The 21,957-nt window shown below is 66.8% G+C and carries 19 protein-coding genes; 8 read left to right on the top strand and 11 right to left on the bottom strand.

Going from position 1 to position 21,957, the window contains the following annotated elements:
- Positions 1-112: 112 nt before the first annotated feature.
- The 5 genes from zapE to H681_RS11075 all read right to left on the bottom strand — a co-directional run bounded on the left by zapE (position 113) and on the right by H681_RS11075 (position 4,448).
- Positions 113-1,198: a cell division protein ZapE gene (zapE, locus tag H681_RS11095; protein ID WP_041711915.1), complete on the bottom strand. Its 1,086-nt coding sequence runs from the start codon at positions 1,196-1,198 to the stop codon at positions 113-115.
- Positions 1,188-1,793, bottom strand: coding sequence for a protocatechuate 3,4-dioxygenase subunit alpha (pcaG, locus tag H681_RS11090; protein WP_015476947.1), 606 nt, complete (start codon positions 1,791-1,793; stop codon positions 1,188-1,190). Before pcaG ends, zapE begins: the two co-directional genes overlap by 11 nt.
- A gap of 12 nt (positions 1,794-1,805) precedes the next feature.
- Positions 1,806-2,525, bottom strand: a complete 720-nt coding sequence (pcaH, locus tag H681_RS11085; RefSeq protein ID WP_015476946.1) for a protocatechuate 3,4-dioxygenase subunit beta — start codon at positions 2,523-2,525, stop codon at positions 1,806-1,808.
- A 117-nt stretch (positions 2,526-2,642) separates the two neighbouring features.
- Positions 2,643-3,572: a pca operon transcription factor PcaQ gene (gene pcaQ, locus H681_RS11080; RefSeq protein WP_015476945.1), complete on the bottom strand. Its 930-nt coding sequence runs from the start codon at positions 3,570-3,572 to the stop codon at positions 2,643-2,645.
- A gap of 6 nt (positions 3,573-3,578) precedes the next feature.
- Positions 3,579-4,448 (bottom strand): helix-turn-helix domain-containing protein, encoded by an 870-nt coding sequence (locus tag H681_RS11075; protein ID WP_041712547.1) that lies wholly within the window; start codon positions 4,446-4,448, stop codon positions 3,579-3,581.
- A 120-nt stretch (positions 4,449-4,568) separates the two neighbouring features.
- On the opposite strand from H681_RS11075, the gene pobA reads away from it, so the two are divergent.
- The 4 genes from pobA to H681_RS11055 all read left to right on the top strand — a co-directional run bounded on the left by pobA (position 4,569) and on the right by H681_RS11055 (position 9,951).
- On the top strand, positions 4,569-5,753 hold the full coding sequence (gene pobA, locus H681_RS11070) for a 4-hydroxybenzoate 3-monooxygenase (RefSeq protein ID WP_015476943.1): 1,185 nt from the start codon (positions 4,569-4,571) through the stop codon (positions 5,751-5,753).
- Positions 5,754-6,068: 315 nt separating this feature from the next.
- Positions 6,069-6,467, top strand: a complete 399-nt coding sequence (locus H681_RS25505) for a sigma factor (protein WP_015476942.1) — start codon at positions 6,069-6,071, stop codon at positions 6,465-6,467.
- Between the two features lie 147 nt (positions 6,468-6,614).
- A complete protein-coding gene (locus tag H681_RS11060; RefSeq protein ID WP_015476941.1) occupies positions 6,615-8,522 on the top strand; it encodes a di-heme-cytochrome C peroxidase in 1,908 nt (635 codons plus the stop codon).
- 274 nt (positions 8,523-8,796) lie between these two features.
- A complete protein-coding gene (locus H681_RS11055; protein ID WP_015476940.1) occupies positions 8,797-9,951 on the top strand; it encodes a catalase family protein in 1,155 nt (384 codons plus the stop codon).
- Between the two features lie 77 nt (positions 9,952-10,028).
- Here the strand turns inward: H681_RS11055 and H681_RS11050 are convergent, their stop codons facing one another.
- Complete coding sequence (locus H681_RS11050; protein WP_201765471.1) at positions 10,029-11,045, bottom strand: AraC family transcriptional regulator; 1,017 nt, start codon at positions 11,043-11,045, stop codon at positions 10,029-10,031.
- Between the two features lie 133 nt (positions 11,046-11,178).
- Here H681_RS11050 and H681_RS11045 point away from each other — a divergent pair, with 133 nt between their 5' ends.
- From H681_RS11045 to H681_RS11035, 3 genes are read left to right on the top strand one after another with little or no spacing between them, the layout of a single operon-like run.
- Entirely contained in the window at positions 11,179-12,786 is a 1,608-nt protein-coding gene (locus tag H681_RS11045; RefSeq protein ID WP_015476938.1) for an FAD-dependent oxidoreductase, read from the top strand.
- A gap of 21 nt (positions 12,787-12,807) precedes the next feature.
- On the top strand, positions 12,808-13,980 hold the full coding sequence (locus tag H681_RS11040) for an L-lactate dehydrogenase (protein ID WP_015476937.1): 1,173 nt from the start codon (positions 12,808-12,810) through the stop codon (positions 13,978-13,980).
- A gap of 23 nt (positions 13,981-14,003) precedes the next feature.
- Positions 14,004-15,662 carry an acetolactate synthase large subunit gene (locus tag H681_RS11035; protein ID WP_015476936.1) on the top strand — a complete coding sequence of 553 codons (1,659 nt, stop codon included), beginning with the start codon at positions 14,004-14,006 and terminating at the stop codon, positions 15,660-15,662.
- A gap of 148 nt (positions 15,663-15,810) precedes the next feature.
- Here the strand turns inward: H681_RS11035 and ppk2 are convergent, their stop codons facing one another.
- The 5 genes from ppk2 to H681_RS11015 form a co-directional block, all read right to left on the bottom strand.
- Positions 15,811-16,728: a polyphosphate kinase 2 gene (gene ppk2 / locus H681_RS11030; protein WP_015476935.1), complete on the bottom strand. Its 918-nt coding sequence runs from the start codon at positions 16,726-16,728 to the stop codon at positions 15,811-15,813.
- Between the two features lie 417 nt (positions 16,729-17,145).
- Positions 17,146-17,598: a PaaI family thioesterase gene (locus tag H681_RS11025; RefSeq protein WP_015476934.1), complete on the bottom strand. Its 453-nt coding sequence runs from the start codon at positions 17,596-17,598 to the stop codon at positions 17,146-17,148.
- A gap of 151 nt (positions 17,599-17,749) precedes the next feature.
- Positions 17,750-18,139, bottom strand: a complete 390-nt coding sequence (locus H681_RS11020; protein ID WP_015476933.1) for a hypothetical protein — start codon at positions 18,137-18,139, stop codon at positions 17,750-17,752.
- A 546-nt stretch (positions 18,140-18,685) separates the two neighbouring features.
- On the bottom strand, positions 18,686-18,844 hold the full coding sequence (locus H681_RS26700) for a hypothetical protein (protein WP_015476932.1): 159 nt from the start codon (positions 18,842-18,844) through the stop codon (positions 18,686-18,688).
- A gap of 283 nt (positions 18,845-19,127) precedes the next feature.
- The gene (locus H681_RS11015; RefSeq protein WP_015476931.1) at positions 19,128-20,249 is read right to left on the bottom strand and encodes a M14 family metallopeptidase; all 1,122 of its coding nucleotides are present in this window, start codon (positions 20,247-20,249) and stop codon (positions 19,128-19,130) included.
- 209 nt (positions 20,250-20,458) lie between these two features.
- On the opposite strand from H681_RS11015, the gene lpdA reads away from it, so the two are divergent.
- Positions 20,459-21,859 (top strand): dihydrolipoyl dehydrogenase, encoded by a 1,401-nt coding sequence (lpdA, locus tag H681_RS11010; protein ID WP_015476930.1) that lies wholly within the window; start codon positions 20,459-20,461, stop codon positions 21,857-21,859.
- Positions 21,860-21,957 lie beyond the last annotated feature (98 nt).

Raw genomic sequence — 21,957 nt, 5'->3', positions numbered from 1 at the left:
GCCCTCTCGGTGAGCAACGGCGAGGAAGACCTCGCCGGCGCGAAGAGCAACCTCGGCGCGGACCTGTAGGAGCGAGCTTGCTCGCGAACAGACACCCCAATCGAGGCCACACTCAGGAGGATGACGCCGACAACGGCTCCCGCTTCAACTGCCGCAACCGGCTCAGCGTCCGCGCAAAGTCCGCCGCCGCCCCGCCCGCGGCCAGTTCTTCCAGCGAAACGGCGGCGAACAGTTGCAATCTCAACTGGCGGTCGTAGGCGATGTCGATGAAGTTGAGGAAGCGCATGCTCACGTCCGGCGGATAGTCCGCCAACGGGCCGAGGCCGCTCACCGCCATGCGCGGGTAGTGCTCGATCAGCCACAGGTAGTCGCTGGCCGAGCGCGGGCGTTCGAACATCTCGCTGAAATCCATCCACGCACAGTGATCATCGTGGGCATGCACCTTCAGCGGGTGGTGATTGACGCTGAGCACCTCGTCGAACTTCGCGTCCGCCGCCAGCCCCAGTCGGGAGCCGATCAGCTCGAGGTCATCGGCGCGCGCCGGCCAGAGGAAGCTGCCCCACTCTTCCAGCGAACTGCTGTGCTCGCGGTAGTCCTGCCCGGCATCCACCGAAATCACGTCGAAACGCTTTTCGATCAGCTCGATGGCCGGACGGAAACGTTCGCGGTACAGCGGGTTCGGGCAGAGGTTTTCCGGCTGGTAGTTGGACGTGCAGACCAGGCCTACGCCTTCGTCCACCAGCACCTTCAGCATACGCCCCAGGAGCATGGCGTCGCCGATGTCGTGGACGTGAAATTCGTCGAAGCACAGCAGTCGGGTTTCTTCGGCGATGGCGCGGGCCACGCGCACCAGCGGGTCGGACTGTCCGGTGATCGCCAGCATGCGCCCCTGCAATTCCTGCAGGAAGGCGTGGAAGTGCACGCGGCGCTTGGCCTGGGTCGGTGCGGCGGCGAAGAACTGGTCCATGACGAAGCTCTTGCCGCGCCCTACGCCGCCCCACAGGTAGACGCCCGCCACCGGCTTGCGCAGGAAGCCGTGGCGGCCGGCGAGGAAGTCGTCGAGCCAGGTGGCGAGATGATCCACCGCCGCCATCTGTGCATCGTCCGCTCGGTAGCCGCGCTCGTCGAGCGCGGCGGCGAAATGCCGCCGGACACGGTCGGCGACCGGTTCGGCGGATGTCTCGAGGTTAAAAGTCAAAGAATACCGTTTCCGCATCACCCTGAACGCGGATATCAAACCGGTAAGCGAGCTTCCCGTCCACCTCGCAGCGCTTTGCGATGAGCGTTTGCCGACGCTCGTGCTGCTCGATGAGGTTCAAAACCGGATCCACGGAGTTCGCCTCTGCTTCATCTTCGAAGTACAGGCGGGTCTGCAGATGAATGTTGATGCCACGGGCGAACAGCGAGACGTTGATGTGCGGCGCCATCGGCACGCCGGCGGCATTCTTCACCACGCCGGGTTTGATGGTGCGCACCTGCCATTCGCCGGCATCGAAGGTGGTCGCCGTGCGGCCGAAGCCGTTGAACGGCTTTTCCAGGTCGTAGACGCTGTCGTAGCGGCCTTCATGATCGGCCTGCCACAGCTCCAGGAAGGAGTCACGGATCAGGTGGCCGTTACCGTCGTACACGTTACCGATCAGCACGATGTGTTCGCCGGGCGCGCCGGGTTTGGCCATTTCGCTCCAGATTTCCTGGTCGCGGGCCGGGTTGCCGGCGGCGGCCAGGGCGAGACCGATATGGACGTAGGGGCCGGCGGTCTGCGAGGGGGTTTCCGGCAGCAGTTCGATAGGCATGGTCGGTCCTCCTCACTTGTTCTCGAAATGGGTCTTGCGTTGGCCGCGCAGCACGATGTCGAAGCGGTAGGCCAGGCAGTCCATAGGGTTGGCGTTGCTCATGTCGAGCTTGGCGATCAGCGTCCGCACCGCGTCCGGGTTGGCGATGGACTTGACGATGGGGCACATCGGAATCAGCGGATCACCCTCGAAATACAGCTGGGTGATCAGCCGCGTGGAGATCGACGGGCCGCTGATGGAGAAGTGGATGTGCGCCGGGCGCCAGTCGTTGGGACCGTTGCGCCAGGGGTACGGGCCGGGCTTGACGGTGCGGAAGCAGTAGCGCCCCTCGCTGTCGGTGATTGCCCGGCCGACACCGCCGAAGTTGGGGTCCAGCGGCGCCAGGTAACGGTCGTTCTTGTGCCGGTAGCGACCGCCGGCGTTGGCCTGCCACATCTCCACCAGGGTGTGCGGTACGGGCTTGCCGTACTGGTCCATGACCCGGCCGGAAACCAGGATGCGCTCGCCAATGGGTAGGCCGCCGTGGTTGAAGTTGAGCAGCAGGTCGCTGTCGTGTTCGCCCATCTTCAGGTGCGAGAAGTCCGGGCCGCTGGTCTCGGAGATCGACTGGGGAATGCTCACCAGCGCCTGACGCGGGGAGCGGGTGATGGAGGTCTTGTAGTCGGGGGTGAAGGCCTTGGGGTGCCAGTTTCGGTCACGAATGACGAAGCGGCTGTTCTCCGCGTCGGACATGTCGGTCTCCTTTTTTTGGATTTATAGGAGCCTGTTGCATCAGGCAGTGCGGCGGAGTGTCGCCCGTCTGCCCGGCGCGGAACATTGAAAAGATGCCCGGAATCCATAACCAATTGGTTATGGATACATCCCCTCGCGATACGCCTCGCCTACCTCGCGCAGCACCTCCAGGCACCAGTGCGCACCGAGTGACAGCGGCAGCGTCGAGTTGCTGCACACCCCCACCGAACCGCCCGGCTCCTGCACGTCCAGCGGCAGCTCGAGCATCTCGCCGGCACGCAGGTCCAGGCGCACCGAATCCAGCGGAGCGATCCACAGCGCGTCGCTGCTCAACACATAATGGCGACTGAGCACCGTGGACAGGGTTTCCAGTCGCCGGCGCGGCTGGCCGAGGCCGCTCTGCACCAACAGGCTGTCGGCGGACTTGCGGATGGTGGTGCCGGCCAGAGGCAGCACCAGCGGCCAGTCGTCCAGCGCCGAGGGCGGCAGCGGTCGGCCCAGCAGCGGGTGGCCGGCGCGGGCCACCAGGGTCATGGACTCGCTGTACAGGTGCTCGAAGGCCAGCCCCTGGATCTGCGGGCTTTCGGTCATGCGGCCGACCACCAGGTCCAACTCGCCGACCCGCAGTTGCGACAGCAGGTGCGCACTCGGCCCGGTGATCACGCTGACCACCAGCGCCGGATGCCGCTCGTGCAGGCGCCGCACCACTTCCGGCATCAGCAAGCTTTCCACGGTGGAGAGCACGCCCAGCCGCGCCACGCTGGAGGCGTACTCGCCGCCGCGCAGGCTGTTCACCCCGTCGCGCAGCGCCTGCACGCAGGGGCCGGCGTAGCGCAGGAAGGCCACGCCCGCCTCGGTCAGGCTGGCGCCGCTCTTGCCGCGCACGAACAGGCTGGCGTCAAGCAGGTCTTCCAGCTCCTTCAGCGTCTTGGAAATCGCCGGCTGGCTCACCGCCAGCGCATCCGCGGCGCGAGCCAGACTGCCCTGCCGGGCCACTTCGAGGAAACACACCAGGTGGCGGAACTTGATACGCGAATCGATATTCATGGCGGCTCAACGCGGCTGGCGGAACGCGCGGGGCGAAACCCCGGCGTAGCGCTTGAAGAATCGGGAGAAATACGCGGGCTCGGAAAAGCCCAGGCTGTCCGACACCTGCTGGATGGTCATGGCGGTGTACACCAGGTGGCGCTTGGCCTCCAGCAGCAGACGCTGGTGGATCATCTGCAGCGCCGACTGCCCGGCCAGGCGCCGGCACAGGGCGTTCAGGTGCGCGGCGCTGATGCCCAGCGACGCCGCGTAATGCTCGATCGGCCGGTGCTCACGGAAGTCGCGCTCCAGCAGGCGGGCGAACGCCTGCACGTGCTCGATGCCACGGTCCTGTTGGCTGGCCTCGGCACGGGACTGCTCCAGCGCCCGGCGGCCGAGCCAGACCAGCAGCACGTTGAGCAGCGATTGCAGCATCAGGTCGCGGCCCGGCGCCTGCCCGGCATACTCGCGGTCGATGGATTCGAACAGCGAGTCCAGGTGGTGCTTGTCCTCGCCCACCGCGAAACACGCCGGCTGTTCCAGCACCGCGCTTTCCAGCACGCGGCCGAGCTGTTCGGCCAGCGGCAGGCCCATGCTCAGCACCCAGCCCTGCACGTCCTCGGCAAAGCGGAAGCCATGCACCGCCAGCGCCGGCGTGACCTGCAGCGAGGCCTCGCGAACGGGCAGCACCCGCCCCTCCACTTCCAGCTCCGCCTCGCCGGAGTGCACATAGAGCAGTTGCACCAGGTCGCCGTGGCGGTGCGGGCGGATTTCCCAGTCGTGCAGACGGCTGCGCGAGGCGATGGATTCGCAGTGGATCAGGTCCGGCGTCGGCCAGGCGGTGGTCTCGCCATACAGACGGAACACCGGGACCGGAGTATCAGCACGTTGTTCGATCACCGCCCACATCCATGAAAAGTCCAAGAAGACTGTTGGAAATTACCTTCAAAGCCCAATCCAATCCACAAAAAATGCAGGTGACAAAAACAACAGGCCCACTCGACAAGGACCTCCATCATGAAAACCCAGGTTGCCATCATCGGCGCCGGCCCGTCCGGCCTCCTGCTCGGCCAGCTGTTGCACAAGGCCGGCATCGACACCGTCATCCTCGAACGCCAGACCCCCGACTACGTACTCGGCCGCATCCGCGCCGGGGTGCTCGAGCAGACCACCGCCGACCTGCTGCGCGAAGCCGGCGCGGGTGCGCGCATGGACGCTGAAGGGCTGCTGCACGACGGCTTCGAACTGGTCCTCAACGGCCGCCGCGAGCGCATCGACCTCAAGGCCCTCACCGGCGGCAAGCAGGTGATGGTCTACGGCCAGACCGAAGTCACCCGCGACCTCATGGAAGTCCGCGCCGCCAGCGGCGCCATGAGCGTGTACGAAGCCGCCGACGTGGAGCTGCACGACGTCACCGGCGAGGCGCCCTACGTCACCTTCACCCACCAGGGCGAGCGCGTACGCCTGGACTGCGACTACATCGCCGGCTGCGACGGCTTCCACGGCGTGGCGCGGCGCACCATCCCGGCCGAACGCCTGAGCGTCTTCGAGCGCGTCTACCCGTTCGGCTGGCTCGGCCTGCTCAGCGACACCCCGCCGGTCAACCACGAACTCATCTATGCCAGCAGCGAACGCGGCTTCAGCCTGTGCAGCCAGCGCTCCGCCACCCGCAGCCGCTACTACCTGCAGGTGGGGCTGGAGGAAAAGGTGGAAGACTGGTCCGACCAGCGCTTCTGGGACGAACTCAAGCGCCGCATTCCCGAAGACGCCGCGCGCCAGTTGGTCAGCGGCCCCTCGCTGGAAAAAAGCATCGCCCCGCTGCGCAGCTTCGTGGTGGAGCCGCTGCAATATGGCCGCCTGTTCCTCGTCGGCGACGCCGGCCACATCGTCCCACCCACCGGCGCCAAGGGCCTGAACCTGGCGGCCAGCGACGTGAACACGCTGTACCGCATCCTGCTGAAAGTCTACGGCGAAGGCCGTACCGCGCTACTGGAGCAGTACTCGCCCATTGCCCTGCGACGCATCTGGAAGGCCGAACGCTTCTCCTGGTGGATGACCTCGATGCTGCACCACTTCCCCGAGAACGACGCCTTCACCCGGCGCATGCTGGAGACCGAGCTGGACTACTTCGTCGGCTCCGAGGCCGGACGCACGACCATTGCGGAAAACTACGTGGGGTTGCCGTTCGAGGACGTGATCTAACGGCGAAGCGCCGCCCTTATTGTAGGAGCGAGCTTGCTCGCGAACAGAGCTTGCCCGGCACTCCGCTGCCATGCGGTTCGCGAGCAAGCTCGCTCCTACGAAGAGCAACCCGGAGCCGCGTCTGAATAGTGCGCACAACCATTGCCGGGATGAAGGAAAGCCGAGGCAGGAAGCACTGCGCACCCCACCATCTATCCTTACCCTCCACACGCAGCCCCGCTCGCCGCGACACCGCCGGAGACCACCATCGACCAGGACGAAGCCAACTTCCTCAGCCACCTGCTCGCCGAAAGCGGCGACGGCGACCTGCGCGCCTTGGCTACCCTCTACCGCTGCACCGCCCCGCGCCTGTACCCGTTGGCGTTGAAACTGAAGACCGATCAGGCGGACGCCGACGCCCTGCTGATCGACACCTTCCTCCACGTCTGGACCGACGCCGACGGCTACCACCCCACCCGCAGCGCCGCGCTGGACTGGATGGTCGCCCTGCTGCACCAGCGCGCCGGCCTTCCGCCGACCGCTCCCAGCGACGAACCCTGGCCGGAACTGCCGCCGCCGGACGAACTCTGGCCCGCCATCCGCGCCCGTCTGCCCGACGATGAGGACGACAGCCGCAGCCTGCGCTGGCCGCTGATCATCGCCTGCGTGCTTGGCGTGCTGATCGGCGTACTGCTCAGCCTCAGCCTGCTGTTCGACCTGCGCCCGGTCCATTAGCGCTGCACCCACCGAGCCCCAGCCCCTCAAACCGACACCACCCCATAAAAACCCTGGTCACCGTGCGCCATCACCTTGCCAATCCGCCACGCACTTGGCATAAACGTCCGAATCTCTTTCGCACATATAACTAACAAGGAAGTCTCGATGCGCATTCTCGGACGCGTCCTACTTGCAGTCCTGTTGCTGCTTCTCCTGATCGGCGCCGTCATCGCCTGGTACACCGCGCACCCCAACCTGCCGCAGTACACCCCGCCGGAAAAGATGATCCACCTCGACCAGTGGACCCAGGCCGACCGCGAAACCTACTACTACACGCCCCAGGGCACCCAGGTGAAAGGCCTGCGCTACGACTGGTTCACCCACCTCGAACAGCCCTTCTCCCGGGACAAGTTCGCCAGCCCCGAGAACCTCGCGCGCTTCGGATTCCTCATCGAGCCCGAGCAGATCGGCCGCGACGCCGACGACACCCGGGCCGCCAATGCCAGGAACCCCGGCAACCTGCCGGTCGGCTTCGCCCGCCACCAGGACGGCGAGACCGGCGCCTGGTACCTCGACATCACCTGCTCCGCCTGCCACACCGGCGAGCTGCGCTACCAAGGCACCGCCGTGCGCATCGATGGCGGCGCGGCCATGCACTCCATCGCCTCCACCGTGCCCACCCTGCGCGGCGGCGCCTTCGGCCAGGCGCTGGGCGCCAGCCTCGGGGCCACCTACTACGTACCGTGGAAGTTCGACCGCTTCGCCAAGGGCGTGCTGGGCGACCGCTATCCCAAGGGCAAGGCCGCGCTCAAGCGCGACGTGCGCAACGTCCTCGGCACCCTGCTCTCCACCGCCTGGAACGACACCCACCGCGGCCTCTATCCGACCCTCGAAGGTCCTGGCCGCGCCGACGCCTTCGGGCGCATCGCCAACAGCGTGTTCGGCGACGGCATCGACCCGGCCAACTACCGCGTCGCCAACGCCCCGGTGAACTATCCGCAGGTCTGGGACATCTGGAAATTCGACTGGGTACAGTGGAACGGCTCGGCCATGCAGCCAATGGCCCGCAACATCGGCGAAGCCCTCGGCGTGGGCGCCACCCTGCGCATGTTCGAGGGCGACGGCAAACCAGTGATGGGCGATGAGCGCTACGCCTCCAGCGTGCGCCTGCGCGACCTCTACACCCTCGAGGAAACCCTCAAGCAACTCAAGCCGCCGACCTGGCCCACGGACGTCTTCGGCGAAATCGACCTGAAAAAGGCCTCCCAGGGCCGCGTCCTGTTCCAGGCCAACTGCGTCTACTGCCACGGTCCGCACGTGAAGGAACCCGGCGCACCGGACTATATCGCCCCGGCACGGGTGCCCGAGTGGCGCATGAAGATGGTCCCGACGAAGGAGATCGGCACCGACCCGACCACCGCCGACAACATCGCCGACAACACCTTCGACGTCCGCGCGCTGAAGCTCAAGCCTGAAGAACTGCAAGGCATGAACGTCCACCTCTACCCGCAGAGCGACACGCCGCTGGACCTGTCGAAGATCTCCGCCGCCAAGGGCCTGGCCTACGTCACCGCCTTCGTCGAACAGCGCGCCTACCGCGATGCGCACATCAGCCCGGAACAGCAGCAGGAAATGAACGGCTACGGGCTGCCCATCGGGGTGCAGGAGCTGCGTGCCTACAAGGCACGCCCGCTGGACGGCATCTGGGCCACCCCGCCCTTCCTGCACAACGGCTCGGTGCCCAACCTGTTCCAACTGCTCTCCCCGGTGGCCGAGCGCGACAGCCAGTTCTGGGTCGGCACCTTCGAGTACGACCCCAAGTACGCCGGCTACCGCACCGAACGCTTCCCCGGCGGCTTCCTCTACAAGACCAGCATCACCGGCAACGGCAACGGCGGCCACGAGTTCCGCGACGGCTGCCGCAAGGACGGCGCCATCGGCCGCGCCCTCACCCCGGAAGAACGCTGGGCGCTGGTGGAATACCTGAAGGTGCTGGGCAACCCCGAGTACGAAAGCAAGCTCGACCCGAACGTCCCCACCCAACCGTGGACACCCGGGCCGAAGTGCGAGTGAGGCTTCGCTTTTCGTAGAAGCGAGCTTGCTCGCGAACAAATTCCCCGTCAGCACCGAGTGAAGCAGGTTCGCGAGCAAGCTCGCTCCTACAAGAAGAGCAGGCCTCACTCCGAACCAGCGCTCCACCCCCTCTCCCCTTGGGAGAGGGCTGGGGTGGGGACAAGCCCCCGTTCCGATCCATCCAGCAGTCCCCTCTCTCCAGAAGAGAGGGTCAGGGAGAGGGAAGCCCCTGAAGCCCTCTCCATAAAAAGAGAACACGAAAGGACCCCGTGCCATGCGCTCCCTGCTCACCCGAACCTGGCTCTTCCTCGGCAAACTGCTCGGCCGCCTGCTGCTCGCCGTCGCCGCCATCGGCCTGCTCGGCTGGGGCATCGGCAGCCTCTACTACGCCTGGAAATTCTCCGGCCCCGTCTCCGCCCAGGAAGAAATCCCGCCGGGCGAAGCCCAGCTCACCCAGGCCATCATCGAAGACGCCGTGCGCATCGTCGAACAGCACCGCGACAACACCCGCGTATTGCGTGACGCCCACGCCAAGGCCCACGGCTGCGTGAAGGCCGAAGTCACCGTCAGCAACGACCTCGCCCCCGGCCTGCGCCAGGGCGTGTTCGCCGAACCGGGCAAGAAATGGCAAGCGATGGTGCGTTTTTCCAACGGCAACGCCTACCCGCAGTTCGACAGCACCCGCGACGCCCGCGGCATGGCCATCAAGCTGCTCGACGTCCCCGGCGCCAAGCTGATGCCCGGCAAGGGCCACGACACCGAGCAGGACTTCGTCATGTTCAACCACCCGGTGTTCTTCGTCCGCGACGTCGCCGAATACCGGCAGAACTTCGCGGCGCAAGCCAGCGGCCAGAAAGTCGCCGCCTTCTTCCCCAGCTGGAAGCCCGGCACCTGGGAAATCCGCCACCTGGTCATCGCTCTGCAGACCCTCGCCCCCGCCCCCGACAGCCCCCTGCAGGCCGGCTACAACGGCATCGCCCCGTACAAGCTGGGCGAGGAAAACAACATCAAGTACCGCGTCATCCCGCAGAGCGCAGGCTGCCCGGTCTACGAGCTACCCCAGCTCAACGAAAAGCTCCCCAACTTCCTGCGCACCGCCCTGTACCAGCAACTCTCGGTCGACCGCGTACCCGCCTGCTTCGCCCTGCAGGTGCAGAAACAGGACCCGAGCAAATACATGCCCATCGAAGACACCAGCGTCGAATGGAGCGAAAAGGACGCGCCCTTCCAGACCGTCGCCACCGTCAGCATCCCACCCCAGGACTTCGACAGCCGCGAGCAGAACCTCGCCTGCGACAACCTCTCCTACAACCCCTGGCATGCACTGCCCGAGCACCGGCCGATTGGCGGCATCAACCGGTTGCGCAAGGCGGTTTACGAGGCGGTGAGTGTTTATCGGCATCAGCGCAATGGGGTGGAAGGCGAGTGATCTTCAACTATTGCGCGAGCATCGGGTAGGAAGGCGGGTTCGCGAGTTCGCCTCCTACGCAGGGCGCACGGGTATCGCTAGTCGCCTTCGGCTGCGGCTGCGGCGTCCGCTTCGGTCGTCGCCTGCTGCCGCCATTGCGCGGGGGTCACTCCGGTCCAGCGCTTGAAGGCTCGCCAGAAGGTACTGGGCTCGGCAAAGCCCAGGCTCTGGCCGATATCCGCCAGCGCCTGCGAACTGCTGGCCACGGCGTGCAGGGCGGCGTCCCGGCGGGCCTGGTCGAGCAGCGTGGAGAAGTCCAGCTGTTGCTGCTGCATGCGCCGCGCCAGTGTGCGCGGGCTCAACCCCAGCGCCTGGGCGGCGCGGCTACGGGTCGGCAGTTGGGCATGCAGTTGCGAGTCGATCCAGCGACGCAGTTCCTGGATCAGCGCATCCGCCGGCGACAAGGCCGACAGCCGCGCGGCCGCGTGCTGCTGATGGACCCTGGCCAGTTGCGCATCGGCCTGCGGCAGCGGCGCATCCAGCAGGGCGTTGTCGATCAGCACGCCGCTGAAGGCCTGGTTGAACTCCACCGGACACTGGAAGACCGCGTGATAGCCCGCCATCGGGCCAATCCGCGCCTGGCTGAACTGCACCTTGACCGGCGGCTGGTAGCTCCCCGAGTTCCAGTGCGCGAAAGCCACCACGGCGGCCAGCACGGCCTCGATCTGGTGCGGACTGAACGGCAGCCGATCCTGGCAGGGGTGATACACCAGCCAGCTGGCGTGCACGCCGGGAATCATCTGCAGGCGCCCACCATCGCTGATCAGGCGCTGGTACTTCTGAACCACGGCGATGGACTCGCGCAGGGTGGGCGCCGACTGCAGCAGGTAGCTGACCACGTTGAAACTGGCCGGACCGACCAGCGCTCCCGCCTTCAGGCCGAACCCCGGATCGCCGGTGAGGCGCACCGCCGCCCGCCACAGCCGAGTGATGTGGTCGACCGGCCAGCGCTCCTGCGCCATCTCGGCGGACGCGATGCCGGCAGCCTTGAGCAGCGCATCGCGCTCTATCCCCAGGCGCTGCGCCGCGCCGAGGACGGTGTTGACCCAACTCATGGAGACACTGGCCTGCAAGGTCAATTCCCCTGTCCTCCCAAGTCAATCCCTGCGGATCATAGGCAGTTATCGTCGACCTGGACAAGACGCATCCCGGGCAAGCCGGGCCTGCGAGCACAACGGGATCGACACCATGCACCTGCAATCCGATCTTGTGGTAGCCGGCGGTGGACTCGCCGGCATCGTGACCGCGCTGGAAGCCCTGCGCGCCGGCCAGCGCGTCACCCTGGTCGACCGCGACAGCCCTGGGCGTTTCGGCGGCCTGGCCCTGTGGGCATTCGGCGGCATGGCGCTGGTGGGCACGCCACTGCAGGCCCGGCTGAAGATTCCGGACACGCCGGAAGTGGCCTTGCGCGACTGGCTGCGCTTCGGCGAACTGGCGCCGGATGACGAATACCCCCTCCAGTGGGCACGCTATTACGTCGAGCGCTCGTGTTCCGAGGTGCATGACTGGCTGCTGGGCGAAGGGCTGAAGTTCATGCCGGCGGTCAACTGGGTGGAGCGCGGCCGACAGGGCGACGGCAACAGCCTGCCGCGCTATCACGTGCTCTGGGGCACCGGGTACGCCCTGGCCCGGCAACTGGTCGCCGCGTTGCACGCTGCCAACAGCGCCGGGCGCCTGCATCTGCTGCACCGCCACCGCATCACCGGGTTGGAGCACCAGGCCGGCAAGGTCTGCGGTGCAGTGGCCGTCTGCGAGGACAGCGCTGCCGAAGTCCGCCTGCAGGCGCCGGTGGTGGTGCTGGCGATGGGCGGCATCAATGGCGGCCACTCCCAGGTCCGCGCCAACTGGCCCGCTACCCGCCCGCTACCGGCCACCCTGCTCAACGGCGCCCACCCCTACGCCGACGGCCAACTCCACCATTGGGTGGCCGAGCACTTGGGAGGCCGGATCAGCCACGCCGGCGAGATGTGGAACTATGCCGCCGGCTTCCCACACCCCTATCCGCATTTCGAAGGGCACGGGCTCTCCACCATTCCCTGCAAGTCCGCCCTGTGGCTGAATCACCGCGGCCAGCGCATCGGCCCCGAACCGCTGGTCACCGGTTTCGATACCCACTGGCTGTGCCAGCGTGTCGCCGAACAGGAAAAACCCTGGACCTGGCATCTGCTGAACTGGCGTATCGCCGCCAAGGAGTTCGCCATCTCGGGGGCCGAGCACAACCCGCGCATCCGCGACCGGCAGTTCCCCGCCTTCCTCTGGGAGACCCTGGCCGGCAACCACCGCCTGGTCCGGCAGATGCAGCACGAGAGCCGGCATTTCCTGGTGGACGACACGCTGGCCGGGCTGGCCGGGAAGATGAACGCGCTGACCTGTTCGCTGGACATCGACCCGCACGTGCTGCAGGCCACCGCCGACGCCTTCGATGCCAACTTCGCCAGCGGCCGGCGGTTGCACAACGACGATCAGCTCCGCCGCATCCTGCATGCCCGCCAGTGGGGACCGGACCGCCTGCGCACCTGCAAGCCGGCACCCTTGCAGATGCCCGGCGCCGGCCCGTTCATCGCCATCCAGGCACAATTGATCACCCGCAAGAGCCTGGGCGGCCTGCGCACCGACCTGCAGAGCCGCGTGCTGGACGCTGCCGGCCGTCCAATCGACGGCCTCTACTGCGTGGGCGAGGCCGCCGGTTTCGGCGGTGGCGGCGCCAATGGCAAGCGCTCGCTGGAGGGGACGTTCCTCCCCGGCTGCATCCTTACCGCGCGCGCGGCGGCCCGCAGCATCAGTCATGGCAGTTGAGCCATCCACCAGGGAGAGTACATGAGCAGGCCACCCTATCCCGCCACGAGCGCCGACTACCAGGCGCTGGCCCGCGCCCGGTTGCCGGCGTTCCTCTGCGACTACGTCGACGGCGGCGCCAGCGACGAACAGACGCTCCAGGCCAACACCCGCGACTGGCAGGACGTCCACCTGCGCCAGCGCGTACTGGTCGACGTCGAGCGGATCGACACCCGCACCACCCTGGCCGGACAGCCTTGCGCGCTGCCGCTGGCACTGGCGCCCGTCGGCCTGGCCGGCCTGATGGCGCGTCGCGGCGAGGTGCAGGCAGCCCGCGCGGCCGAAGCGCTGCAGGTGCCCTTCAGCCTGTCCACCGTCGGCATCTGTCCGGTCGACGAGGTGCACGCCGCCACTACCACACCCTGCTGGTTCCAGCTGTACATGCTGCGCGACCGCGGCGTCGTCCGCGCCATGCTGGAAAAGGCCTGGGCCAGCGGCTGCCGGACCCTGCTCTTCACCGTCGACCTGCCGCTGCCCGGCATGCGCCACCGCGACACCCGCCACGGCCTGGACGCCGGCGGTCCGGGCCCGGCGCTGAGCAGGGCATGGCAGGTGCTCGGCCATCCCGGCTGGTTGTGGCAGGTCGCATTGCGCGGCCGGCCGCTGACCTTCGGCAGCCTCAGCGCGCAGGTTCCGCATGCGCGCAATATCGATGCCTTCAAGGCCTGGGTCGACAGCCAGTTCGACCCGGGCGTGACCTGGGCGGACATCGAATGGCTGCGCGGCCTGTGGCCGGGGATGCTGATACTCAAGGGCATCCTCAACGCCGACGATGCGCGCCAGGCGGTGCGTGTCGGGGCCCAGGCGCTGGTGGTGTCCAACCACGGCGGACGCCAGCTCGACGGCGTTCTCTCGACCGCCCGCAAGCTGCCGGAAATCGCCCAGGCGGTCGGCGCCGACATCGAAGTCCTGGTGGACGGCGGCGTGCGCAGTGGCACCGATCTGTTCCGCGCCGTGGCGCTGGGCGCCCGCGGCGCGCTGATCGGCCGGCCCTGGGTTTGGGCGCTGGCCGGCGCCGGCGAAGCCGGCGTCCGCGCACTGATCGCCAGTTGGCAGCGCGAGCTACTGCTGGCCATGACCCTGGCCGGCGTCACCCGGATCGCCGACATCGACGCCTCCCATCTCGACCGCGTAGCCCCACGCGCTACGCCCTGACGCATTAAAACAAGGAGAACCCCATGCCCAATGGCGCACAAGCCCTGATGAAGACCCTGGTCGATGCGGGAATCGAGGTCTGCTTCAGCAACCCCGGCACCAGCGAAATGCATTTCGTCGCCGCCCTCGACAGCGAGCCGCGCATGCGTGCCGTGCTCGCCCTGTTCGAAGGGGTGGCCACCGGCGCAGCCGACGGTTACGCGCGCATGGCCGACAAACCCGCCGCTACCCTGCTGCACCTCGGCTGCGGCCTGGGCAACGGCCTGGCCAACCTGCACAACGCGCGCAAGGGCAAGGTGCCGGTGGTCAACATCGTCGGCGATCACGCCACCTACCACACCCAGTACGATGCCCAGTTGCAGTCGGACATCGAGACCGTGGCGCGCAACGTGTCGCCGGGGTTCGTGCGGACCTCCGTGCGCACCGCCGACCTATGCCGCGATGCGGTGGAGGCCATCGCCGTGGCCCGCGGCTATCCGGGCCAGGTGGCCACGCTGATCCTGCCGGCCGATGTGTCCTGGGGCGACGGCGGCGTGCCCTGCCCACCACCGGCGGCGCCCTGCCCCGAGGCGGCGGACGACGCCTGCGTGGCGGCCATCGCCGAAGTGATTCGCTCGGGCCGCAAGGTCGCCCTGCTGCTGGGTGGCCGCGCCCTGCGCGAAGCCGATCTGCTGGCCGCCGCGCGCATCGCCGCGCACAGCGGAGTCAAGCTGCTCGCCGAAGTGTTCCCCACGCGCCTGCAGCGCGGAGCGGGGCTACCGCCGGTGGAGCGCATCGCCTACATGGCCGAGATGGCCGGCGTGCAACTGGCGCAGTTCGAGGAGCTGGTCCTGGTGGATAGCAAGTCGCCGGTGTCCTTCTTCGCCTATCCAGGCAAGAAGAGCGACCTGGTGCCCGAGGGCTGCCGCGTCCATACCCTGGCCACCCCGGCGCAGGACAGCACCGCCAGCCTGGAGAAGCTGGTCGCCGCGCTCGCCGCCGAACGGGCCACCCCCATGCTGCAGCCGGCGCAGCGCCCGGGCCGCCCACGCGGCAGGCTGACGGCGCCGAAGGTGTGCAAGGCGGTCGGCCACCTGCTGCCCGAAAACGCGATCCTGATCGACGAAGCGATCACCTCCGGGCTGATGCTCTCGTCGATGACCGCCGGCGCCCCGCGCCACGATCTCATCACCCTCACCGGCGGCGCCATCGGCCAGGGCCTGCCGAATGCCATCGGCGCCGCCATCGCCTGCCCGGACCGGCCGGTACTGGCGCTGATCGGCGACGGCACCTCGATGTACACCATCCAGTCCCTGTGGACGATGGCGCGCGAACGGCTCAACGTCACCTCGATCATCTTCAACAACGCCTCCTACTCCGTGCTCAACGTGGAGCTGGAGCGCGTCGGCGCGGAACAGGCCGGCCCCAAGGCCAGGTCGCAGCTGGACCTGCACGGCCCGGTGCTGAACTTCGCCCAGTTGGCACAGGGCATGGGCGTGCACGGGGTTCGCGTGAGCACCGCCGAGGAGCTGAGCAAAGCCCTGGAGTACGCGCTGGCGCATCCCGGCCCGCACCTGATCGAAGCGGTAGTGCCTGAATCGCTCAGCGGCGCCAGGCGCAAGCTGCTGCCTTATCTGCTGCGTGCCCTGCCCAACCTGCCGGCTCCGGTAGCCGGCGCGCTCAAGCGCAAGCTGGCGCCCTGAGCATACGGGGAGCAGAGTCCGTTCCCGCGCAGGTGCAGGAGCACTGGGGCAGGTGGAGTCTGGGCGATACCCATGCGCGGGGCAGTGATGGGTGTCGCTACGCTCCGTGCCATCGGGCAAAAGCCGCCCTGACTCCGCCGCAGCGGAGTCAGTAGACTTCCGGTACCTGCAGCTCCAGCGGCGTGGGGTGCCGCTGGTAGCCCTCGTGGCGCTGGCGTTCGGGGAGGCGGACGTTGGGCTGCCGTACTTCCTGGTAGGGAATCTGCTGGAGCAGGTGGTGGATGCAGTTGAGCCGGGCCTTTTTCTTGTCGTCGGCGTGCACCACCCACCAGGGCGCCTCGGGGATGTGGGTGCGCTCGAGCATGATTTCCTTGGCCTTGGTGTAGGCCTCCCAGCGCCGTCTCGACTCCAGGTCCATCGGGCTGAGTTTCCATTGCTTGAGCGGATCGTGGATGCGGCTGAGGAAACGGAAGTGCTGCTCCTCGTCGGAGATGGAGAACCAGTACTTGATGACCTGGATCCCGGAACGCACCAGCATGCGTTCGAACTCGGGCACGCTGCGGAAGAACTCTTCGTACTGGTCATCGGAACAGAAGCCCATCACCCGCTCGACGCCAGCGCGGTTGTACCAGCTGCGATCGAACAGGACGATCTCGCCCGCCGCCGGCAGGTGCGAGACGTAGCGCTGGAAGTACCACTGGGTGCGCTCGCGGTCGTTCGGCGCCGACAGCGCGGCGACGCGGCAGACGCGCGGGTTGAGGCGCTGGGTGATGCGCTTGATCACCCCGCCCTTGCCCGCCGCGTCGCGACCTTCGAAGAGGATCACCACCTTGTGGCCGGTCTTCACTACCCAGCTCTGCAGCTTTACCAGTTCGCCCTGCAGGCGGAACAGGGTGTGGAAGTAGCGCTGGCGCGCCAGGCGCTCTTCGTGGGATTGCAGGTTGCCGTGGCGCAGGCCGTCGAGATCGTACAGTTCGTCGAACAGTTCGAGTTCCAGCTCTTCGTCCTGGTCGTCGAGCAGGTCGCTCTGGATACGCTGGGGGAAATTCTTGTCATCAAGCAGCATAGCGATTGCCTTGTGCCATCACTGGCGCAGTCATCCGTGGGTGACACTTTCATGACAGAAAAATGTAGTTACGCCATATGACGAAATCATTACAGCCAGGCGCAGGCATCCCTTTCAGACCCGGCCCAGAGCCTTCTCAGGTCTGACAGAGGAAGGTTGAGAAGTCCTTAAGAAGCATCACGCACGGCTGAACCGTCGCGACCAGGCTCGATGGCCCGACTGCGGCATCGCAGGAATCAACATCCCGGCCGACCAGGTGACCGCCGCCGACGCGGATGGCGGAACGTCGGGTTGCGAAGAGCGGGACGGTCGCGCCTATCCCCCAGGAACAGGCGATGGACCTGAACGGCAACGGCCGGCCGGATGCACGGCCCCCGAGGGCGGTTCCGCGCACTATGGCATGGCCGGACAGGGGGATCAGGCGTCGGCCAGCGGGCGCGACGCGTTGACGTATTTGAAAGTGCCGGACGCGGAAGCGACCACCACGCCGGTGCTGTTGCGCAGTTCGGCCTCGCAGAAGGCGATGGAGCGCGTGTGGTGCCGGACCGTGCCGTGGGCTTCTAGCACCTCGCCCACTTCGCCGCCGGGACGCAGGAAGTTGGTCTTCATTTCGATGGTCACCACGCCGCGACAGGTTTCGTCCGCCGCGCTGGCATTGAGCGCCATCGCCACGTCGAGCAGGGTCATGATCAGTCCGCCGTGGGCGTTGGCCCAGCCGTTGAGGTGGTATGGCTCGATCCGCAGGACGATGCAGCCGGGCCCCGTGCCGTCCGCCGTCGGAGCGTGGCGGAACTGCAGGAGGTCGAGCAGGGGGATGGCGAGGCCGCGATGGGCGGTATAGAGCTTGAGCTGATCGATATCGAGGGGCATGGATGATTCCTGGAGCGAGGGTCGGGACCGGGCGATGTTCCCCGCTCCGGCCGGCGGACCGCAAGCCCGGCGATGCGTCATAGGCTCCGGGAATGCCGGACGATTGCAACGTACCGGGCTGCGGCGCACGCCCCTCGCGGCGGGTAGGTACTCAGCGGGACTTGCGGGTGCCGTTCTTTACGGTCTGGCGTTCGACGGCCTGGACGAAGAGTTCCTCGACCAGCAGGGACTGGATGGGCGCCTGGGTTTCCAGGGACAGGCTCATGGATTCGAGCTTCTGGTTGACGCCCAGGCGGGCGATGCCGCACAGCAGGATGCGCTGGCCGCCGAAGACTTTGCTCTTGTCGAGTCGCACTTCGCGCACCCGCTCGCCATCCTGGTAGGTCACCTTGAGGATGATGGGCGTTTCGTCGCGCACGCTGAGGTTGAGCCAGGTGGCGACGTTGAATTCGACCACCCAGCCCAGGCCGGTTTTCTTGGCCACGGCTTCGCGGACCAGATGCGCCGGTACCGGTCCGATGGGGGTGTTGTGGGTATCCATAGAGCGACGTCTGACTACCGGGGTAAAACGGATTGGTTGAGCGGAAGACCGATTCTATGTGATGCAGTTCAGGTTTTCAGGTGGTTTTTGCAGCAGGCGCGTGGACCGGCAAGCCTCAGACCACCCGCCAGGACCGCTCTACTCCGCGCATTCCGGCGGCTTGCGGTGAAAAGACGGGAGATCCGCACGCCCGGTAACGGCGTGCGATCCGATGAAGGGTGTCGCCGCGTTAGCGGATCTGGACGTCGAGGTGGAAGTTGACCGGCTTGTTGCCCTGCCTGGCGCCTCCTCCGCCGGGAGCGCATCCTACGGACTGCCAGCGGGACAGCAGGATGGAAACTGCAGGCAAGCGATGCACGGTTGCGGCGGTGTTCCTCAGCCGTGCCGTCGGGCTCCGTATGTCATCTCGCCGGCGCCGGACAGGTGGAGGGCTATGATGCGGAGATTCGGCCACGGAGGCCGATCCGGCGAGTGGCGCCGGAACGGCCCTGCCGTGTTTCCCGAGTTGACTTGCGCCAGTGGGGATGGGCCCTGGGGCCCCGTTGATCAGGCCGCTGCGCCAGCGTAGGTGCGAGGCCTGTGGTCGCCCGAGCGGTTCTTGCGCACTTCACGGCGCTCTCTGAAGTCCAGTTCATCCATAGCATCCATGCGTTCCTGCAGGTCTTCGATCTCCTGCGGGGTCAATAGCTTCCGTTGTCGAGTCATATGCACCTCCTTGCGTGCGAATGCCTCATTCTTTGGACTAGCAGCTGCGTAGGAAGATTCAACGATTTCAACGGACGAATTGATCGAACGGTCAGTTCGGACATCTGTAGGAGCGAGCGTGCTCGCGAACGGACTCGTACCATGCCCAGCCAGTTCGAGAGCAAGGACTGGGTGTCTCCCACGGTCCGACGAAAAGCACGACAGGCTTATCGGCGTAGCCCGTAAGCACGGTGTGCAGGAACAGGCCATTCCCGCGATAGACGCCCGATGGGCGCCATCTCTCTCAGCGCAGGTCGTCGAGCAGGCTGGCGACCGTGGTCAGCACCGCGCCAGCAAGCGCCTTGGAACGTGCGCCGTTCCAGCCGGTGCGGGCGTTGGGCGACAGGTTGTGGTCCTTGAACGGCATTTCCAGGGTCAGCGACAGGCAATCGTGGGTCTGGCCGACATGGTTGCAGGCCAGGGTCAGGTTGGCCTTTCCCGGCTCGTCCTTGGGATAGCCGTGCACGCTCTGGAACTCACCATTGGCTTCCAGGCGCTGGCGGAACAGGCTTTCCAGGTGGTCCAGGCGCGAGGTGAAGCCGGGGTTGCCTTCGCAACCGGCAGCGAACACGAAGGGGATTTCCTCGTCGCCGTGAACGTCGAGGAACAGGTCCACGCCGTGCTTGGCCATCTGCTGCTGGACGAACAGCACTTCCGGGCTCTCTTCGGCGCTGGGCGCGGCCCAGGCGCGGTTGAGGTCCTTGCCGGCGGCGTTGGTGCGCAGGTGGCCGTGGAAGGCGCCGTCCGGGTTCATGTTCGGCACCAAGTAGAAGTCGGCGCGCTCCAGCAGGCGCTGGATGCCGGCGTCGCCGGATTGCAGGCGCTCGATCAGGCCTTCCATGAACCATTCGGCCATGTGTTCGCCGGGGTGCTGCTGGGCGATCAGCCAGAACTTGCGCGCACCCGCCGCGCCCTTGCCGATGCGCAGCAGGGGCAGCTCGCGGCCCTCCAGGCTGTGGCCGGTAGCGAGCCGTTCGGCGCCGTTGGCCTGGGCGCGCTTCACCAGTTCGGCGTGGCGTTCTCGGCTGTACGGCTCGAAGTAGGCGAACCAGGCCTGGGGCTGCTCGGCATCGAGGCTGAAGTGCAGGCCATCGGAATCGTAGGTACTCGGCACGCGGAACCACTCGCGCTGGTCGAACGACGCCACGGCGTTGTAGCCCGGCCAGCCGCCGGTGTAGCTGGAGCCAGGTGCGTTGGTCAGGCTGAACCGGTACTGCTGGCCGCTCTGCAGGCCCTCGGCCTTGAAGTGGAACCACTGGAAGTGCGGGCTTCTCGTGTCCGGGCGCAGCGCCAGGCGCACATGGCGCGGGTCGCTGTCGTCGATGACCTGGATGTTGCCGCTGTCGAAATCGCAGTCGATCTTCATGGATTCTCCGTAGGCGCACGAACCCGAGGCGCCAAAGCCCCGCATTTTCGCCCTCCCCGCCGCGCCTGTCATGTAGCGGCGACTTGCCCGAAGAAATATATTATACCTGTAATATAATCCAGGTAACGGAATTCCGGGGTTCTGCGCTGGTGATCCAACGACCACCGGCTAACCTCGATTGACCCTTTTCCCAACACGGAGAACCCTGCATGAGCGCATACGATGTGATCGTCATTGGCGGCGGCCCCGGTGGCTACAACGCTGCGATTCGCGCGGGCCAGCTGGGCCTGAAAGTCGCCTGCGTGGAGGGTCGCGAAACCCTCGGCGGCACCTGCCTGAACGTCGGCTGCATGCCGTCCAAGGCGCTGCTGCATGCATCCGAGCTGTATGAAGCGGCGGCCGGCGGCGAGTTCGCCAACCTCGGCATCCAGGTCAAGCCCAAGCTGGACCTGGCGCAGATGATGAAGCAGAAGGCCGAGAGCGTCGCCGCGCTGACCAAGGGCGTGGAGTTCCTGTTCCGCAAGAACAAGGTGGACTGGGTCAAGGGCTGGGGCCGTATCGACGGGCCGGGCAAGGTGGAGGTCACCGCCGCCGACGGCAGCAAGAGCACGCTGCAGGCCAAGGACATCATCATCGCCACCGGCTCGGAGCCCTCCCCGCTGCCGGGGGTGGAAGTCGACAACCAGCGCATCCTCGACTCCACCGGCGCGCTGTCCATTCCCGAGGTACCCAAGCACCTGGTGGTGATCGGCGCCGGAGTCATCGGCCTGGAGCTGGGCTCGGTGTGGCGACGCCTGGGCGCCGAGGTGACGGTGATCGAATACCTTGACCGCATCTGCCCCGGCATGGACCTGGAAACCGCCAGGACCTTCCAGCGCGCACTGACCAAGCAGGGCATGAGCTTCAAGCTGGGCTCGAAAGTCACCCAGGCCAAGGTCAGCGGCAAGCAGGTGACCCTGAGCGTGGAGCCAGCCAGCGGCGGCACGGCGGAGCTTATTCAGGCAGATCGTGTGCTGCTCGCCATCGGCCGCCGCCCCTTCACCCAGGGCCTCGGGCTGGAGAGCGTGGGCCTGACCACCGACAAGCGCGGCATGCTGGAGAACCACGAGCATCGCAGCAGCGTGCCGGGCATCTGGGTGATCGGCGACGTGACCTCCGGTCCGATGCTCGCGCACAAGGCCGAGGACGAGGCCATCGCCTGCGTCGAGCTGATCGCCGGCAAGGCCGGGGAAGTGAACTACGACGTAATCCCCAGCGTAATCTACACCCACCCGGAGGTGGCCACCGTAGGCAAGACCGAGGAGCAGCTCAAGGCCGAGGGCCGCGCCTACAAGGTCGGCAAGTTCCCCTTCACCGCCAACAGCCGGGCGAAGATCAACCATGAGACCGAGGGCTTCGTGAAGGTGCTGGCGAACGAGCGCAGCGACGAGATCCTCGGCGTGCACATGATCGGCCCGAACGTCGGCGACATGATCGCGGAGTACTGCGTGGCGATGGAGTTCCGCGGTGCCGCCGAGGACATCGCGCGGACCTGCCACCCGCACCCGACCCGCTCTGAAGCCTTGCGCCAGGCGGCGATGAACGTGGACGGCTGGGCCATGCAGGCATGACCGTTCGTCGCTCGTCACGAAAGGGACATGCGGCGCGATGGCGCACCCTCGATATCGCTGCAGGCCACGGCTGACGGGGTCTGCAGCGATCCTTTCGG

This window comes from Pseudomonas sp. ATCC 13867 (genome assembly GCF_000349845.1).
GTDB lineage: Bacteria > Pseudomonadota > Gammaproteobacteria > Pseudomonadales > Pseudomonadaceae > Pseudomonas.
This window is presented reverse-complemented; position numbering and strand designations above follow the sequence as displayed.

Coding starts and splice junctions, on each gene's coding strand:
- ppk2 (WP_015476935.1), bottom strand. CDS start 16,728: ATGCTGCTTGATGACAAGAATTTCCCCCAGCGTATCCAGAGCGACCTG.
- H681_RS11055 (WP_015476940.1), top strand. CDS start 8,797: ATGCGCTCCCTGCTCACCCGAACCTGGCTCTTCCTCGGCAAACTGCTC.
- H681_RS11035 (WP_015476936.1), top strand. CDS start 14,004: ATGCCCAATGGCGCACAAGCCCTGATGAAGACCCTGGTCGATGCGGGA.
- pcaG (WP_015476947.1), bottom strand. CDS start 1,793: ATGCCTATCGAACTGCTGCCGGAAACCCCCTCGCAGACCGCCGGCCCC.
- H681_RS11050 (WP_201765471.1), bottom strand. CDS start 11,045: ATGAGTTGGGTCAACACCGTCCTCGGCGCGGCGCAGCGCCTGGGGATA.
- H681_RS26700 (WP_015476932.1), bottom strand. CDS start 18,844: ATGACTCGACAACGGAAGCTATTGACCCCGCAGGAGATCGAAGACCTG.
- H681_RS11020 (WP_015476933.1), bottom strand. CDS start 18,139: ATGGATACCCACAACACCCCCATCGGACCGGTACCGGCGCATCTGGTC.
- pcaH (WP_015476946.1), bottom strand. CDS start 2,525: ATGTCCGACGCGGAGAACAGCCGCTTCGTCATTCGTGACCGAAACTGG.
- pobA (WP_015476943.1), top strand. CDS start 4,569: ATGAAAACCCAGGTTGCCATCATCGGCGCCGGCCCGTCCGGCCTCCTG.
- pcaQ (WP_015476945.1), bottom strand. CDS start 3,572: ATGAATATCGATTCGCGTATCAAGTTCCGCCACCTGGTGTGTTTCCTC.
- H681_RS11045 (WP_015476938.1), top strand. CDS start 11,179: ATGCACCTGCAATCCGATCTTGTGGTAGCCGGCGGTGGACTCGCCGGC.
- H681_RS11060 (WP_015476941.1), top strand. CDS start 6,615: ATGCGCATTCTCGGACGCGTCCTACTTGCAGTCCTGTTGCTGCTTCTC.
- lpdA (WP_015476930.1), top strand. CDS start 20,459: ATGAGCGCATACGATGTGATCGTCATTGGCGGCGGCCCCGGTGGCTAC.
- H681_RS11015 (WP_015476931.1), bottom strand. CDS start 20,249: ATGAAGATCGACTGCGATTTCGACAGCGGCAACATCCAGGTCATCGAC.
- H681_RS11025 (WP_015476934.1), bottom strand. CDS start 17,598: ATGCCCCTCGATATCGATCAGCTCAAGCTCTATACCGCCCATCGCGGC.
- H681_RS11040 (WP_015476937.1), top strand. CDS start 12,808: ATGAGCAGGCCACCCTATCCCGCCACGAGCGCCGACTACCAGGCGCTG.